This is a genomic window from Desulfopila sp. IMCC35008 (genome assembly GCF_010646885.2).
GTDB lineage: Bacteria > Desulfobacterota > Desulfobulbia > Desulfobulbales > Desulfocapsaceae > Desulfopila.
The window spans coordinates 5633124-5647772 of record NZ_CP050700.1; the positions used below are offsets into that span (position 1 = coordinate 5633124).

The 14649-nt window shown below is 53.1% G+C and carries 14 protein-coding genes; 3 read left to right on the plus strand and 11 right to left on the minus strand.

What is annotated here, in order from left to right:
• Positions 1-4: 4 nt before the first annotated feature.
• The 7 genes from GA520_RS24090 to GA520_RS24120 form a co-directional block, all read right to left on the minus strand.
• Entirely contained in the window at positions 5-991 is a 987-nt protein-coding gene (locus tag GA520_RS24090; protein ID WP_163335961.1) for a VWA domain-containing protein, read from the minus strand.
• Complete coding sequence (locus tag GA520_RS24095) at positions 991-1599, minus strand: hypothetical protein (protein ID WP_163335962.1); 609 nt, start codon at positions 1597-1599, stop codon at positions 991-993. The genes GA520_RS24090 and GA520_RS24095 overlap by 1 nt, the downstream gene beginning before the upstream one ends.
• Complete coding sequence (locus GA520_RS24100; RefSeq protein WP_163335963.1) at positions 1596-2510, minus strand: DUF58 domain-containing protein; 915 nt, start codon at positions 2508-2510, stop codon at positions 1596-1598. The genes GA520_RS24095 and GA520_RS24100 overlap by 4 nt, the downstream gene beginning before the upstream one ends.
• Before the next feature lie 12 nt (positions 2511-2522).
• Positions 2523-3593 carry a MoxR family ATPase gene (locus GA520_RS24105; protein WP_163335964.1) on the minus strand — a complete coding sequence of 357 codons (1071 nt, stop codon included), beginning with the start codon at positions 3591-3593 and terminating at the stop codon, positions 2523-2525.
• Between the two features lie 175 nt (positions 3594-3768).
• Entirely contained in the window at positions 3769-4410 is a 642-nt protein-coding gene (locus GA520_RS24110; RefSeq protein ID WP_163335965.1) for an HAD family hydrolase, read from the minus strand.
• 22 nt (positions 4411-4432) lie between these two features.
• Positions 4433-6589, minus strand: coding sequence for an ATP-binding protein (locus tag GA520_RS24115; protein WP_163335966.1), 2157 nt, complete (start codon positions 6587-6589; stop codon positions 4433-4435).
• 26 nt (positions 6590-6615) lie between these two features.
• Positions 6616-7311 carry a response regulator gene (locus GA520_RS24120; protein ID WP_163335967.1) on the minus strand — a complete coding sequence of 232 codons (696 nt, stop codon included), beginning with the start codon at positions 7309-7311 and terminating at the stop codon, positions 6616-6618.
• Positions 7312-7551: 240 nt separating this feature from the next.
• Here GA520_RS24120 and GA520_RS24125 point away from each other — a divergent pair, with 240 nt between their 5' ends.
• From GA520_RS24125 to hpt, 3 genes are all read left to right on the plus strand, one after another.
• The gene (locus GA520_RS24125; protein WP_163335968.1) at positions 7552-9714 is read left to right on the plus strand and encodes a marine proteobacterial sortase target protein; all 2163 of its coding nucleotides are present in this window, start codon (positions 7552-7554) and stop codon (positions 9712-9714) included.
• Positions 9696-10271, plus strand: coding sequence for a class GN sortase (locus GA520_RS24130; protein WP_163335969.1), 576 nt, complete (start codon positions 9696-9698; stop codon positions 10269-10271). Before GA520_RS24125 ends, GA520_RS24130 begins: the two co-directional genes overlap by 19 nt.
• Before the next feature lie 116 nt (positions 10272-10387).
• Positions 10388-10921, plus strand: coding sequence for a hypoxanthine phosphoribosyltransferase (hpt, locus tag GA520_RS24135; protein ID WP_163335970.1), 534 nt, complete (start codon positions 10388-10390; stop codon positions 10919-10921).
• Here hpt and GA520_RS24140 read toward each other — a convergent pair whose 3' ends face one another.
• The 4 genes from GA520_RS24140 to GA520_RS24155 are packed head-to-tail and all read right to left on the minus strand — an operon-like array spanning position 10922 to position 14648.
• Positions 10922-12187, minus strand: coding sequence for a TRAP transporter large permease (locus tag GA520_RS24140; RefSeq protein WP_163335971.1), 1266 nt, complete (start codon positions 12185-12187; stop codon positions 10922-10924).
• Positions 12184-12690 (minus strand): TRAP transporter small permease, encoded by a 507-nt coding sequence (locus GA520_RS24145; protein ID WP_163335972.1) that lies wholly within the window; start codon positions 12688-12690, stop codon positions 12184-12186. Before GA520_RS24145 ends, GA520_RS24140 begins: the two co-directional genes overlap by 4 nt.
• 22 nt (positions 12691-12712) lie before the next feature.
• The gene (gene dctP, locus GA520_RS24150) at positions 12713-13732 is read right to left on the minus strand and encodes a TRAP transporter substrate-binding protein DctP (RefSeq protein WP_163335973.1); all 1020 of its coding nucleotides are present in this window, start codon (positions 13730-13732) and stop codon (positions 12713-12715) included.
• Between the two features lie 37 nt (positions 13733-13769).
• Positions 13770-14648: a TRAP transporter TatT component family protein gene (locus GA520_RS24155; RefSeq protein ID WP_163335974.1), complete on the minus strand. Its 879-nt coding sequence runs from the start codon at positions 14646-14648 to the stop codon at positions 13770-13772.
• Between the last annotated feature and the right edge of the window lies 1 nt (position 14649).

Consider the following 14649-nt stretch of genomic DNA (forward strand, 5'->3'; position numbering starts at 1 on the left):
TGGATTAGGGCAGCTGGTTTCTCTTCAAGTAGAGCTCAAGCCCCAGAAAGACCAGGGCAGCTGTGGCCAAAAAAGAAAACAGTTCACGGTAATTCTCAAATTTCTTGATACTTCTGGTCGTCGTCTCCATTCGGTTGATCTCATCGTAAATGGAAGTCAGCGATTTGGTATCTGTGGCCCTGAAGTATTGGGCACCGGTCTTTTCAGCAACTTGGGAGAGTGTCTCTTCATCGATATCCACCCGTACCATTTGCATTCGCTGCCTGCCGAAAATGTCCCTGCCGGGCATGGGCGCTTCCCCCCGGGTTCCTGCACCAATGGTATATACCTTTACACCAACGGTTTCAGCTGCTTCTGCAGCCATTAACGGTGACACCTGGCCTGCGTTGTTTAAGCCATCGGTAAGCAAGATGATAATTCTTGATTTCGATTCAAGGTCTTTCAGGCGGTTGATGCCGCTGCCGATCGCAGAGCCGATGGCCGTACCATCTTCAACCATCCCGATGGAAAGTGCTTCCAGCCGTTTAAGCAGCCAGTTGTGATCCAGGGTGAGCGGACAGACCAGGTAGGGCCGGGCACCAAATGCGACCAGACCGATGCGGTCGTTGGGGCGTTCATCAATAAACTTGTTAAGTACATTTTTCACGACTTCCAGCCGGTTTGCCCGCTCCCCTTTCAGCTTGAAATCCATTGCCTCCATAGAGCCTGAAACATCGACGGCAAGGAGGATGTCTATCCCGCTGGCCTGTACCTCGGTGGTGGTATTACCCAGTTGAGGTCGGGCTGCAGCCACAATGAGCAATGCCAGTGTCAGCAACCTGAGTGCTGCTTGTATTTTCAGGGGGCCGTTTTTCCTTGAACGTGCCAGTGAGGCGGCCATACCGGTTGAGGAAAAGAGCAGGGCGGCAGCCTTACCCTGTCTGCCTCGGAGTACGGCCAACAGCGGGAGAAAAAGAAGAAGCCAGAGGAGGTGGGGGTAGAGAAAGCGCATTACATACCCTCCTTTTCTGCTGTTTCGGCCGAAGTAGTATTAATAAAGCCGAGGATGGTCTCTTCCATTTGCTGCAGCTGTGAAACCTGGGCACCGCGATGGGCATATTTGGCGAGATCACAACTTTCAAGACATTGTTTTAATTCACCACGGTAAGGAGTGAGTGGTGATTCCTGTTCTGTAATGGCCCTGGAATTGAAGAACTCACGGGTCGTTTGACGGGTAGGGTTCAAGTTGAAACGAGCCTCGATATAGTGGCGCAGGATGTCTGATACCCTGCTCATATAATTCAGGGTTGTTGAGTCGGTAATCAGGCTGCGGGCCTCCATGAGTTCGCTTCGGGCCAGGATACCCGGCGGGATAACTGGTGCTGGTTTGGTTCTCTTTTTCTGTAGCCAGAAGAGCAGGAGTCCCAGGGCAACGAGCAGGGCCAGGACAATGGAGCCGTAAAGGATGTACGGAACCGGTTCCGGCAGGTCCACAGGCGGGTGAATGTCATGAAGCGTTGCAGGAGTTGTTGTGTCTGCAGTCTGCCCCGGAGGTTTTACAAGCTGCAGCGGTGCGGTTTGAGAAGATGGTGGCGGTGCACCTGTAGCCTGCTGAGTCATCGGCTGGCCCTCCTCATTCGTGATTGGAAAAACGAGATAAGCGGGGTGATATAGGAACTGTCCGTTGATAATTCAAGCAGGTCGACACCGACAGAACGGATTCCTTTACGCAGGAGTTCCTGACGAGTACGGGCATCGGCTGCATACTGATTTCGAATATGTTCATCCGAGGTATTTAACTCCAGCTGTTCTCCCGTTTCTGCATCTTCCAGGGTTATCCAGCCCACATCGGGCAGTTCCATTTCCCGGGGATCGGTGACGGAGAGGGAGATCAGGTCGTGCCTGCGGTTGCTCACCTGCATTTTGGGGATCAGTGTTGCAAGTGCGTCGTGAAAGCCGTTTGGCAGACAGAAGTCGGAGATAAGGAAAACAACACACTTTCGTTTCCGTATCCTGTTGACGAAGTCGAGCGGGACGGTCAGGTCCGTACGGTTTCCCTGCGGCTGGAAGAAGAGAATCTCCCTGATTACGCGGAGAATATGAGAGCGCCCTTTCTGGGGAGGGATATAAAGCTCCACAAAATCGGTGCAAAGGATGAGCCCGACCTTGTCGTTATTCCGGACAGCGGAAAAAGCGAGTACCGAGCCGACTTCCGCCATGATTTCCCGCTTGCTCGATTCGGTTGAGCCAAACTCGCCGGAGCCGGAGATATCGATCATCAGGATGATGGTCAGTTCTCGCTCTTCTGTAAATTTCTTGATGTGGGGCACCGAGGTGCGGGCGGTCACGTTCCAGTCTATGGCGCGGATATCGTCGCCCGGAACATACTCCCGAACCTCGTCGAAGTTCATGCCCCGGCCTTTAAAGACGGACTGGTAGCTTCCGGCAAGACTGTCATTCACCAGCCGGTTGGTGCGAACTTCCACCTGCCGCACTTTTTTAAGTATTTCCCTGGTAATTTTCGGGTCCATAATGCGTGCGTGTTACGGTACTGGTACGGTGTCGAGCAGTTTACGAATGATATCCTCGCTGGTGACCCCTTCGGCTTCCGCCTCGTAACTCACCCGGATGCGATGACGCATAACGTCCAGTGCTGCATCCTTCACATCATCGGGGGTGACGTAGCCGCGACCGGCAAGATAGGCCAGACACTTGGCTACCAGCTTCAGGTTGATGGTTGCCCTTGGCGAGGCACCTGTCTCGATGTAATCCTGGTAATCCAGTTTGAAATTCTGCGGTTCACGGGTGGCAAAGACCAGGGAGACGATATAATCCTTGATCTTGTCGTCCATGTAGATCTTATGCACCGTCTTCCGGGAAGCGAGAATATCCTCGGGACGTGCCACCGGTATTACATTTATCGGGGACTCTGTGGATTCCTGCTCGTCAAGAATCTGCCTTTCCTGGCTCATGGTGGGATAATCGACCACGATTTTGAGGAGGAAGCGGTCAATCTGGGCTTCCGGCAATGGATATGTACCTTCCTGCTCAATGGGGTTCTGCGTGGCAAGCACCAGGAACAGTTCTGGCAGCCCGAAGGTGTGGTCGCCGATGGTCACCTGTTTTTCCTGCATTGCCTCCAGCAGAGCCGACTGCACCTTGGCGGGTGCTCTGTTGATCTCATCCGCCAGGATAAGTGAAGAGAAGATCGGACCCTTTTTCACCTCAAATGAGGTTTGCTGTGGGTTGTAGATCTGGGTACCGATGATATCGGCGGGCAGCATGTCCGGGGTGAACTGGATCCGGTTGAAATCGCTCTGGATGGCAAGGGCCAGGGTCTTTACGGCGCGGGTCTTGGCCAGGCCTGGAAGACCCTCGAGCAACAGGTGTCCGCCGCTCAGTATACCCACCAGCAGTCTTTCCACCAGATGCTCCTGGCCGATAATCATCTTGCCTATTTCACGCCTGAGCGGTGCCAGCCAGGTTGAGGTGGCTGCAATTTCGTCCCCAACCTGCTGGATCGAACGGTAGGTCTCATCAACCTGTATCGTAACATCGACGGAGGCATCGGGAACAGGGGGTGCATTCTCCGGTTTCTGGTTTTTGGTAAACATCTCGTATCCTCAGTTAATAACAATTGGAAATGGGTAGTACAAAGATTGTTTCGCCTATCCGGGCTATGTGTCGCTACGCACACCTGACATAAACGACCATTGTGTCGGAAAAGAATACTCCATTTCCGACGGGCATTTCCATTACATTGGTGTAATGTTAAGGGGAAACCGAGGGTTACGGGAGGGGGGCCGCAATATCATTGATGGAGGTGAGGGTCCAGGTTGGTTGAACGGAAAGACTTGCCACATCAAGGTGGCTCCAACCGACAAAAGCTGTATCGATACCGGCACCGGACCCACTCAGGATGTCAAACTCCGCATCACCTGTAAAAACGCACCCTGCCTTCTCGGCTCCGAGCTGTTCGATAGCGAGTAAGGTCGGGGCTGCATCCGGTTTGTGGAGGTGGGTATCTTCGGGGGTGACCACGGTGTCGAAAAGGTGAGTCGTACCTGTGTAGTCGAGAATTTTTTCCATTGAGTATCGTCGGCGTGAGGTGACAATGGCGAGTTGCTTGCCGGCGTTTTTTATTTTTTCAAGGGTTTTGACCACACCTGGAAAGGGCACAATGCGTTCTTCCAGCACTTCCAGCTGGTAGTCCATGTAATCATCAAGGACCCGCTCTATATCGATATCGGTTCCCAGGAGTTTGAGGAGCTGGCCTTTCAATGGCAGTCCGTAGCCAGAGAGGATTGCTGATCGGTCGAGGGCCTTGTCGGTATGTTGAATGGCAACATGCTGAAAGCAGTCGCAGATCAGTTCCGCTGTATCGAACAGGGTACCGTCTGCATCAAAAAGATATGATTGGTAGGTTTTCATGATTTCTTAAATCCAATACTATTCAGGCGGTGGGCAAGGTGAGGGTGAAGACTACACCTTCTCGCCCATCGCCAAGATTATCTACCCCTATTGTTCCTCGATGATGGAGGGTAATCGTGCGGGCGATGTAGAGTCCGAGCCCGAGGTGGGGCCTGGAGTCATGACTTTCCCTCTTTGATACCATGGAATTGAAAATCTGTCCCTGAAGATCGTGGGGGATGGGGGGGCCCTGGTTGATAATGGAGAGGTGCAACTCTTTGTCACGGCGGGAAAGATGAATCTCGATGGGGGTGTCTTCGTAATGAAAGCTCACTCCGTTTTCGATCAGTTTATCCAGTAACTGCCTGATACGACCGGGGTCTCCGTGTATTGTACACGGCTCGGCCGGCTGGTTGTATTCGAACCGGACGTCGGGGAATGCCTGTTGCCAACTATGCAGCAGCCAGACCTGAAGTGCTTCGGCCAGGTTGAAATCTTCATGGGTATCACGGACGAGGGCGTCGCCCAGGTTCGTGGCATCGCGAATGGCGCTGAGCAGTTCCTCAAGTCGCTTGGCATCGGTGAGTGCCCACTCCAGGTAGTGGTCAATACGTTCCGGTGGGTTTTCAAGCTCGTTTTTTATATTTTTGAGTGAAGCGGAGATACCGGCCAGCGGGGTTCGCATCTCGTGCTCGAGATTGTCGGCCATGGTTTCCCGGTAATCGATCTGCTCCTTGAGCTGGTGGAGCATAAGTGCCAGTGTTCGCGATAAGTCACCAATTTCATCACGATTTTCGGTTGGTGTGAAAGGGGCCTGAATCTGCCCGGTTTCGCTGATCGCTTTCCCCGCCTGGTCACGCAGATGACGGATACGTGATGAAAGCCGGGAGGCAAACAACAGCAGACAGAGAGCGGCAAAGACAAAGGCCAGGATGGTAAAAGTCAATGACTCCTCAATTACCCTGTTTTGCAAGGCAAGGATTGAGTTGGTGGTTTTTTCGACCACCACTGCACCAATAATTTTTTCATGCTCCCGTAACGGGGCGATGGCGGCCATGATCTCGACCTGGCCCTCGGCAATTCGGTAGCTGGTGGTGCTGGTCTTGCCCTGCAATGCTTCCTTGACACCGGTAATATCCAGTGTTGTCGGCAGGGCCACCGGTGTCTGGAACTCATCGGAGAAAGGGATGGTAAAGAGCTGGTAAACAGGCTGCAGGAATTGAAACAGTCGGGAACTGAGCAGGCCGGCAACAGGTTGTGACTCCACGACTTCTGTTTGATCCGGATCCGGGGTGAGGGAGCCAAAGCTGGCACGGACACGCTGGTTGGAGTCCACAATGAGGATGCGTGACTGGGGGCGGCCGAGTGATTCGAGTATCTCTTCAATAGCCCTCGACGGGGAGAGCAGCCAGCCGAGTTTTTCGGGAGTTTTTGGGTTGGCTGTGCCGATGACCGAGCTTACTTCCCTGCTGACATCATCATCTACATCAGCGATGGCAAAGGCAAATTTATCGCCGATCATCTCTTTGGGTATCCGCAGTTCTATGATGTACCCTTCCTCTGTTTCCGCCCAGACACCCTGGATTCTTTTTTCCAGCACTACCGGTAACAGCTGCGCGGGGTTTTCCGGCATATGGAAGCCGTTGACCCAGCCGGGATTCGCAGTGGAAACGATATACCTGTTCAGGGTGCCGTTTCTATCCTCGATTCCGATTTGCAGGTGGTCTGCCCTGGTCACCCCCAGGGAACCGGGAGGGCGGTAGACCACCTTGTCGTCAGCCACCAGGAATACGGCATAGATGTGGTCACCACGAACGCCAAGCAGGTGCTTGAAGTGGAGGGATTCGGGGGAATAAGGGTGCGGAGCAGCTGTAGACAGCAGGTGTTCTCCGCCGAATTCTTCAGCTTCCAGGATCTGCGGCATCCAGTCGTCTGTCTTGCCGTTCAACCTGATAGGGTTGGTGAGTTTGAACAGGTAGAGATCGCGGGAGCGATTCAGGGAGTGGAAAAGCTCCTGGTCGAACAGGCCCGTTCTTCCGGTCAGGGCGGAGGCCACGGCCCTGGCTGAAAAGAGCAGTGTCTCTTTGCGGCTCTCCACCAGGTCGCGGGTGATAATACCTCCGAAGCGGAATCCAATCAGTGGAATAAGCAGCAGCAGCAGGGATATGAGTGTCAGTTTGATGCGAAGGGAAAAGCGCATGATCCTTAGCCCTGCTTGTTCTTACCTTATGCCTGCCATCGATATCCCATGCCGTACTCGGTACGGATGGAATCGAATTCCGGATCGAGCTCAAGGAATTTATCCCGAATCCTGCGGATATGGGCGGTTATCGCATTGTTGGTCACGACCACATTGGCCGACTCCATGAGCTGCTCATGGGATTTAACATGACCTGGTCTACGGGCCAGGGCCAGCAGCAGCCAGTATTCGGTCAAGGTCAGCTTGAGCTGTTTCTCTTTCCAGAAAACCTGTTTGCGTTCTTCGTTGATGCTGAGTTCCCCACTTGAGAGTACCTGCTCCTGCATGTTCGGAGTCCCCTGAAGTGATTCAACCATCTTAAACAGTGAAGATATGCGTACTGGCAGGAAGTCAAGCGTTGTTGTGTTTTTGGTCAGGTAATCCCAGGCCCCTAATCTCAGCCCGGAAACCCGGTCAAGATCTGAATCCCTGGCGGTCAGGAAGATGATGGGGATAGTGGGAGAGAGTTGCCGCAACTGGCGGCATAGTTCAAAACCTCCCTCTTTTTCGTCGAGCAACATAATGTCCAGGATGGCCATATCAGGAAGTTTTTGCGTGAAGGCTATTGCCGCTTCCGGCCGGTTGGCATAGCTGACGACATTGTATCCTTCCCTCTCGAGCGCCTGCGAATAATTGGCCCGGAGCATTTGGTCATCTTCCACCAGTGCTATTGTGTAGCTCATTTCGATATCTTGCTCTATTGTGTTCGTCCAAGGTGTATGGACTGTTTCTTTCATGTAATCCTTTTTTGAGACTACCCAAATAGTCCTGTTTTAGCCAGAGGTTCCTGACTGAAGTCACAATCGGTCATTATTTCTCTTTGCGAAGTCACAATCGGTTCAGTGGATGGTCACTTTCATGGTGTTTACTCGTTTACATCAGAAAACCTATTTGGCGTAACAAAGTTAATTCAGGAGATAGAAATGAAAGGAGCACCCGCAGTAAAACCGGTTACGGATACTCAGGAAAAAAAGCGAAGACGGGTATCACTTGATCCGGGCAACATGATGCTGTTGCTCTACCCCGTTGCAATACTGATTATTCTTCTCCTGGCCGGTATGGTGCGGGCGTCCGTGCACAACCCGGAACAGGCCGACAGGGACATGGGGGAGTTTACCCGGGGGGAGCTGCTGCTACCGGATAAAACAGGACAGCCGGTCCCCGCCGTTATGCTTAGGCAGGATGTAAACATCACCATTACCGGTATCGGTGCCAGGGTGAAGGTGGTTCAGGAATTCGTCAATCGTGGTGACGATTGGGTAAACGGCATCTATGTCTTTCCGCTCCCTCACGAATCGGCGGTCGACCGGTTGAAGATGAAGATCGGCGAGCGGGAGATTACTGGTGTAATAAAAGAGAAGGAAGAAGCGGAGGCGATATATAAAAAAGCAGCCAGTGAGGGGCGGAAGACCTCCCTTCTCAGCCAGAACAGGCCTAATATGTTTACCACCAGGGTCGCCAATATCGGGCCGGGTGAAAAAATCGTTCTGATCATGGAATATCAACAAGTTGCACGGTTTGAGGGAAATGTGTTTTCCCTGCGTTTTCCGCTCGCTATTACCCCCCGCTATATCCCTGGAACAGTACTTCCGGCCAATGAAGGTGCTGTTACCCGAAAGGTCTCTTTTGACAGTTCGGGTTGGGCCCGAAATACAGATCAGGTTCCGGATGCTTCGGATATTACCCCCCGGCAGGTACAATTTGAAAATTCGGGCCAGCCTCCGGTGAACCTGACTGTGGATATTGCAGCAGGGTTTCCCCTGGCTCGTCTCGAGAGTATGTATCATCAGGTTCAAAAGGAGGAGCAGGGCGAAAATCATTATAGGCTTACGGCCCAGGGCAGTATCGCGGCAGACCGGGATTTTGTTCTCGAGTGGGTGCCGCAAAACAGCAAGGTGGCTGCAGCGCTGTTTCATGAGGAATTGGGGAGTGAGCGGTATCTGTTACTTATGCTTATGCCGCCGCACGAGATGCAGGTGCAGGAAGGTCCGCGTGAAGTCGTGTTTGTGCTTGATGTTTCCGGGTCTATGGCCGGGAGATCAATTGTTCAGGCGAAGGAGGCGTTGGGCAGGGGGCTTGGCGGTCTCCGGCCGCAGGACAGGTTCAATATTATCAGTTTCAGCTCCAGCGCCCACGCCATGTTCGATTCTTCGAGAATGGCTACAGCCACAAACCTGGGAGAGGCAAAGGCCTATCTAGCTGGTTTGCAGGCTGGTGGTGGCACCGAGATGTACAGCGCCCTGAGTTTGGCCCTGACCGGGGAGGAACACCCTGCTTTTATCCGCCAGGTGGTGTTCCTGACTGACGGGGCCGTAGGGAATGAGCAGGCTCTTTTGGGGCTTGTTCGTGAACGACTCGGTGACTCGAGGCTTTTCACGGTGGGAATAGGCTCGGCACCCAACGATTATTTTATGACCCGGGCAGCAACCATGGGGCGGGGCAGCTTCACCTATATCGGGGATGTCGGTGAGGTCCGAAATAAAATGGATACTTTGTTGCGAAAACTCCGTTATCCTTCCTTTACTGATATCCGGGTAAAAAAAGAAGAGAACAGCGGCAGCATGGAACTGTATCCGAATCCGGTCCCTGACCTCTATCATGGGGAGCCCCTGATACTGGCCCTGCGAGGCAGTCAGGAGGAGGACTCTCTCATTATATCCGGTAAGGCTGGCGGCCGGGAGGTCGAGATCCGGGCGGATATTTCCACTTCCGGTTCTCGACCCGGGGTGGCGGCCCTCTGGGGACGTAAGAAAATCCGCAACCTGATGGAAAACCTGGCTCTTGGTGCTGATGGGGAAATGATCCGGCAGGAAGTTGTCGCCACAGCACTTCACCATCGTCTGGTGAGCCGCTACACCAGCCTTGTTGCCGTGGACAATGAGGTGAGCAGGCCGGCAGACAAGCTGGCGAAGACCCATGCTGTTCCGACTCCAGTTCCGCGTGGCCTCCAGATGGATGCGGTGTTTGGGGGCGGGGCGCGTACCGCCACACCTTCCACATTGCTCATTATTGTGGGGTTTGCCCTGATGGGCTTGGCCTTTCTTGCTTATTGTTGCAGGGGGCGGAGATGGGACAGGCTTTCCTGAAAATCACCGTTTACCTGACGCTCGCCACCGGAATTTTCCTGGTCTGTGACGGCATGTGGCTCCGCCTTAAGGAGGTCCTGGCCCAGAAACTCTTACAGAATGCCTGGCAGGAGACCATTCGGACCGGTGCTTCCGTTAAAGCATGGCCGTGGGCAGACAGCTGGCCGGTTGCCCGGTTACGTGTCGACAGACTGGGAGTGGACCATATAGTCCTGGAAGGCGACAGCGGCGAGGCCCTTGCTTTTGGTCCCGGCAGGGTGGCCGCCGGGGCACGACCCGGCCAGGACGGCAATTGCATTCTGGCCGGACACCGTGACACAAGCTTCACTTTTTTACAGGATCTCGTACCGGGGGATCGTATAAGTTTGCAGGCTGTAACCGGCAAGGTGTACGTGTTCCGGGTTACCTCAGGCAGTGTTCACGAGCGGTCCGGCCTCTATCTCGAGCAGCCTGAAACCCCCTGGCTGACCATGGTCACCTGTTACCCGTTTGAAGGTGTCCGGCCCTCCACCGAGCAGCGTTATGTTGTCTTTGCCAGGGCAGTGCTTTCCTCCTGACCAGCCACTTGACCAGGGTATCAAAGGTGGTTGCAAAAAAGGTTATTCATGGTAGACAGGCCTGATGAATGGGCGGTGTTCCAGACACTGCCTGAAATTAGGGTTATGGAGGAACCATGTTTGACAGTAAAATCACAAAAAAACTCATTTCCGAAGAGCAGATCCAGCAGACGGTGAGCCGACTTGGAAAAGAGGTTACTGAACATTATACTGGTATCGATCAGGAATTACTGGTGGTCGGTTTACTGAGGGGATCGTTTATCTTCATGGCGGACCTCGTCCGGTGTATCGAGTTGCCGCTCTGCGTCGATTTTATGACCGTATCCAGTTACGGCGACGGTACAATCAGTAGCGGCGACGTAAAAATAATTATGGATCTGGACACCTCCATTGAGGGACGTGATGTCCTGCTGGTGGAAGATATTGTCGATACCGGCAAAACCTTCAGCAAGGTGATCCGGATGATGAACAACAGGAACCCGAACTCACTCAAGGTCTGCACCTTCCTGAATAAACCTGAGTGCCGCACCGCCGATGTGACCGTTGATTTCTGTGGGATGGATATCCCCAACGAGTTTGTTGTTGGTTACGGTCTCGATTTCGCCCAGCAATACCGCAATCTTCCCTATGTTGGGGTACTCGGCGAGTAGTTAACCGATAAGCTTTATCAGTACATTGCTGAGCCAGGGGATGTAGGTAATAATCATGAGGGTGATGAAGAGCAACCCCAGAAAGGGGAGTGTCGCCCGGTAGAGTTCCACAATCGGTCGTTCAAATTTATAGGATGCAAGAAACAGGTTCAGGCCGACCGGCGGGGTGCAGTATCCTATCTGCAGATTGGTCAGGAAGATGATGCCCAGGTGGATCGGGTCGACACCGTATCCCTCAGCAATAGGCAGGATAAGCGGCACGATCAGCACCAGTGCTGAAAAAATATCGAGCATCGCGCCGACAATCAACAGGAAGACATTGAGCAGTAGCAGGAAGGTGTATTTGCTGTCGATGTAGGTGCGGATAAACTCGAAAATCCGCACCGGCACTTCCTGGTCGATCAGGTAGTTGGTGGAAGCCATTGAGGCTCCGAGAATGACCAGGATGCCGCCGAAGAGCATCATCGACTTGACCATTATCTCCGGCAGTTTCTTCAGTTCGACATCCCTGTAGATAAAGACCTCAACGATCAATACGTAAAGACTTGTAACGGCGGCCGCCTCCCCGGCAACAAAGAAGCCGCCGTAGATTCCACCAAGGATAATAACAGGCAGGGGAATTTCCCAGGCCGCATCTTTTAATGCCCGGACTCCGTCTTGAAAGGAAACATGTTGCCTTTTCGCTCTGGATCTTCCTCCCTGACGAACGGAATAGAGCATCAACAGGACCAGCATTACCACTCCTGGCAGGATTCCGGCCAGGAAGAGGTGGTCGATACGTGTCTCGGAGATAACACCGTAGAGAATGATTGGCAGGCTGGGAGGAAACAACAGGCCCAGGCTGCCCGACGAGGTGATAAGCCCCATGGAGAAGCGGTCGGAATAGCCGTCTTTCAAAAGCGCCGGAAGCAGTAATCCACCAAGCGCGAAAATGGTGACGCCAGAGGCCCCGGTAAAGGCGGTAAAGACGGCACAGACGCCAAGTGAAACCACCGCCAGCCCTCCGGGAAGCCAGCCCAGGAAAAAGCGAGAGAGCTGAAGGATACGTTCGGGCGCACGGCTCTCCGACAACAGGGTCCCCGCAAAAATAAAAAGCGGTAAGGAGATAAGCAGCGGTGTCTCCGCCAGTCGCGTCATCTCGATAATGACCACCGAGATATCAATTTCAGCACTTAAAAAGCCTATCAGCGCAAGAGCCGAGATAACAAGAAAGAGAGGAGCCCCGAGTAGCGCCAGGACCAGTGTGAGCCCTTTGATGATGTTCATTCGTTACCGGCTCCGTTCGAAGGGGATGATGATTGCAGGAGTGCGATTCCGGAGCCAGTAAAGAGGCCCAGGTAACGAAGAGTTATCAGGGCGAATGCCAGGGGGAAAATCGAGTTCCATAACCAGCTCGGCAGGTTGAACAGGCCGGGGGAACCAAATTCTATCTCGCTTTGCAGAAAGAGCACGGAGGCCCAGGTGAGCATCCCGGCAACAACGACTGAGAACAGGTTTGCTGCGAATGAGACCACAGGCAGCAACCGATCCGGAATAAGGTAGCCGGCCAGGTCCAGGGCGATATGCTTGCCACGTGAGGTGGCCAGTACCGCCCCGAGCAGTCCGCTCCATAGTACCAGGTAGCGCAGCAGGGGATCGGCCCATAACAGTCCACTTGAGAAAAAGGTTCTCAGCACGATCTGGAGACAGGCAAGGCCGATCATCGCGACCAGGAGCAGGCAGAGCATTGTTGTTTCCGCCTTGTCGCTGAGCGCAAGAAGACGCTGCATTAGGGATTTCCCCTCAGCGTTGTTATGAGGAGGTTTTTTCTGCACGGTATTTTTGCAGGATCGAATCGAGTGCCTCATAGATCTCTTTTGAAAAGGAATCCCCAACCATTTGTGGGATCGTTTTTTCTCGGTATTTTTCTAGCTCGATCATGGATTTCTCTTCGGCCACCACAAAGGTGACACCGTGATCCTGGAGTACCTTGCGCGATTCGATATTTGATTTGCGCGTTTCGTTCAACAGGTCTGCAAAGTGATGGTCCGCGGCGGTTTGCAGGATATTTTGCTGCTCTTTTGTTAGTTTATTGAATTTTTTCTTATCGAGCAGGAATACTCCGTAGGCATAACCAAACGGAGTGTCCGTTATGTAGCGCGCCTTGGTGAACCATTGCATGACGATGGAGCCGTACAATGAATTGTAGACGGTATCTACAAGACCTGTCTGCAAAGAGGACAGTACATCGGGAATGCTCAGCTGTACCGGGTTTATGCCAATGCTTGTCATGAATGTGGCGGATAGTGGGTCACCTGTAGGAACCCAGCTTGTAGACTTTTGCAATTCAGTCGTGGTGGCTATGGGGTTGGTGGACATGGTGTAGATAAAGCCGACCTCGGTCAGGGCGACCATTTCCATACCTTTATCGGCAAACTCCTTATGCCAGAGTGGTATCAGACCTTCCTTGACAACATCGACCTCCTCATAGGATTTCAGCAGGAAAGGAATCGCCATGACCCGGAAATCCGGAACAATGGTGGCAATACCGGTCATGGTGAAACCGCCTCCGTGTAACTGGCCCACCCTCATCTTGCGGTACATGGACACATCGTCACCCATGACACCGCCGGGATAGATCCTGAAACCGACTTCACCACCCGTCTTCTCCGTCACCTCGTCGGCGAATTCCTTGAACTTGGTAACCCAGACGGAACCATCGGGTGCCAAGCTGGCGATCTTGAATGTGTGTTTCGGCTTGGCCGTTGCCTGCCCGGTTACCAGAAAAAAGCTAAGGGCAAGTATGGTTAATAGTAATAGGGGAAACCGCATGATTCTCTCCGGAAATTATATGTTTATTTGGTGTTTGTTATTCACTAAAATAATCATCTTCAAGCAATCGTTTAGCTTTTCTTTTGGCGATCTGGTTGCTGAGGTTGTACTCGGGTGCAGACTGTAATGAAAAGTCGAGAACCTCCCTCAGTAAAGCGTCGTGCAACTTCTTATCGAATAGTTGCCGGGCGAGTGTCTCTGCATAGGTGACCTGGATGAGCAGGAATTGCCGCCCGGATATAGCCAGGGCCTTTTCAAAATGTTCCCGGCTTTTATCGGGGTCACCGCCGAACATCGGGGGACGGGTTGCGTAATAACCACCGAAAAAGAGGTGGGGGGCTCCAGCCTGGTAGGTCTCGTCGAGTTCGAGCAGCCTGGCCATGACCTTTTCCACCGTAACGAGTTCGGCCATTGCCGCAGGCGCTCCCTGTTGCTGTTGAATCCAGTTTAGCACAGCCAGAGCTCCCCAGAACAAGGGCGGAACATCGGAACGGTTAAGTTGCGACAACCTGTCTTCCAGCTGATCTATTCCGGTTACCTTCTGAAGATGGATGGTTCGGGCGAGCAGCGCTGCACCGTATTCGTTTGCCTTCTTGGATACTGTTTGAATGCGCTCTTTCGGATAGCCACACTCCCCCATGGCACCAATATAGCCGCTATAGGCCTGTGACCCGGCTATAAGCAACGACTTGCTTTTTGGATCGGAGGCAATCATGGAGTCGATCATCAGCAGGTAGGAGGGGGAACCCTCGCACACCAGCTCCAGATCTGCCTGTTTCTGCAGGTTGGCGACGGTGGGTTCGATAAAGGTGGTGCTAAGCAGGGCGGAGCAGGAGCTGAGTAGCAGCAGACAACCGGCTGCCAGCAGGTAACCTTTTGTTCGTGAAGGGCACAATCGCCTGAGTATTTGTTTCATG

Bases quoted from the DNA above. Each gene is read 5' to 3' on its own strand.
- GA520_RS24125 (WP_163335968.1), top strand. From the start codon at position 7,552: ATGAAAGGAGCACCCGCAGTAAAACCGGTTACGGATACTCAGGAAAAA.
- hpt (WP_163335970.1), top strand. From the start codon at position 10,388: ATGTTTGACAGTAAAATCACAAAAAAACTCATTTCCGAAGAGCAGATC.
- GA520_RS24155 (WP_163335974.1), bottom strand. From the start codon at position 14,648: ATGAAACAAATACTCAGGCGATTGTGCCCTTCACGAACAAAAGGTTAC.
- GA520_RS24095 (WP_163335962.1), bottom strand. From the start codon at position 1,599: ATGACTCAGCAGGCTACAGGTGCACCGCCACCATCTTCTCAAACCGCA.
- GA520_RS24140 (WP_163335971.1), bottom strand. From the start codon at position 12,187: ATGAACATCATCAAAGGGCTCACACTGGTCCTGGCGCTACTCGGGGCT.
- GA520_RS24145 (WP_163335972.1), bottom strand. From the start codon at position 12,690: ATGCAGCGTCTTCTTGCGCTCAGCGACAAGGCGGAAACAACAATGCTC.
- GA520_RS24105 (WP_163335964.1), bottom strand. From the start codon at position 3,593: ATGTTTACCAAAAACCAGAAACCGGAGAATGCACCCCCTGTTCCCGAT.
- GA520_RS24115 (WP_163335966.1), bottom strand. From the start codon at position 6,589: ATGCGCTTTTCCCTTCGCATCAAACTGACACTCATATCCCTGCTGCTG.
- GA520_RS24110 (WP_163335965.1), bottom strand. From the start codon at position 4,410: ATGAAAACCTACCAATCATATCTTTTTGATGCAGACGGTACCCTGTTC.
- dctP (WP_163335973.1), bottom strand. From the start codon at position 13,732: ATGCGGTTTCCCCTATTACTATTAACCATACTTGCCCTTAGCTTTTTT.
- GA520_RS24130 (WP_163335969.1), top strand. From the start codon at position 9,696: ATGGGACAGGCTTTCCTGAAAATCACCGTTTACCTGACGCTCGCCACC.
- GA520_RS24120 (WP_163335967.1), bottom strand. From the start codon at position 7,311: ATGAGCTACACAATAGCACTGGTGGAAGATGACCAAATGCTCCGGGCC.
- GA520_RS24100 (WP_163335963.1), bottom strand. From the start codon at position 2,510: ATGGACCCGAAAATTACCAGGGAAATACTTAAAAAAGTGCGGCAGGTG.
- GA520_RS24090 (WP_163335961.1), bottom strand. From the start codon at position 991: ATGCGCTTTCTCTACCCCCACCTCCTCTGGCTTCTTCTTTTTCTCCCG.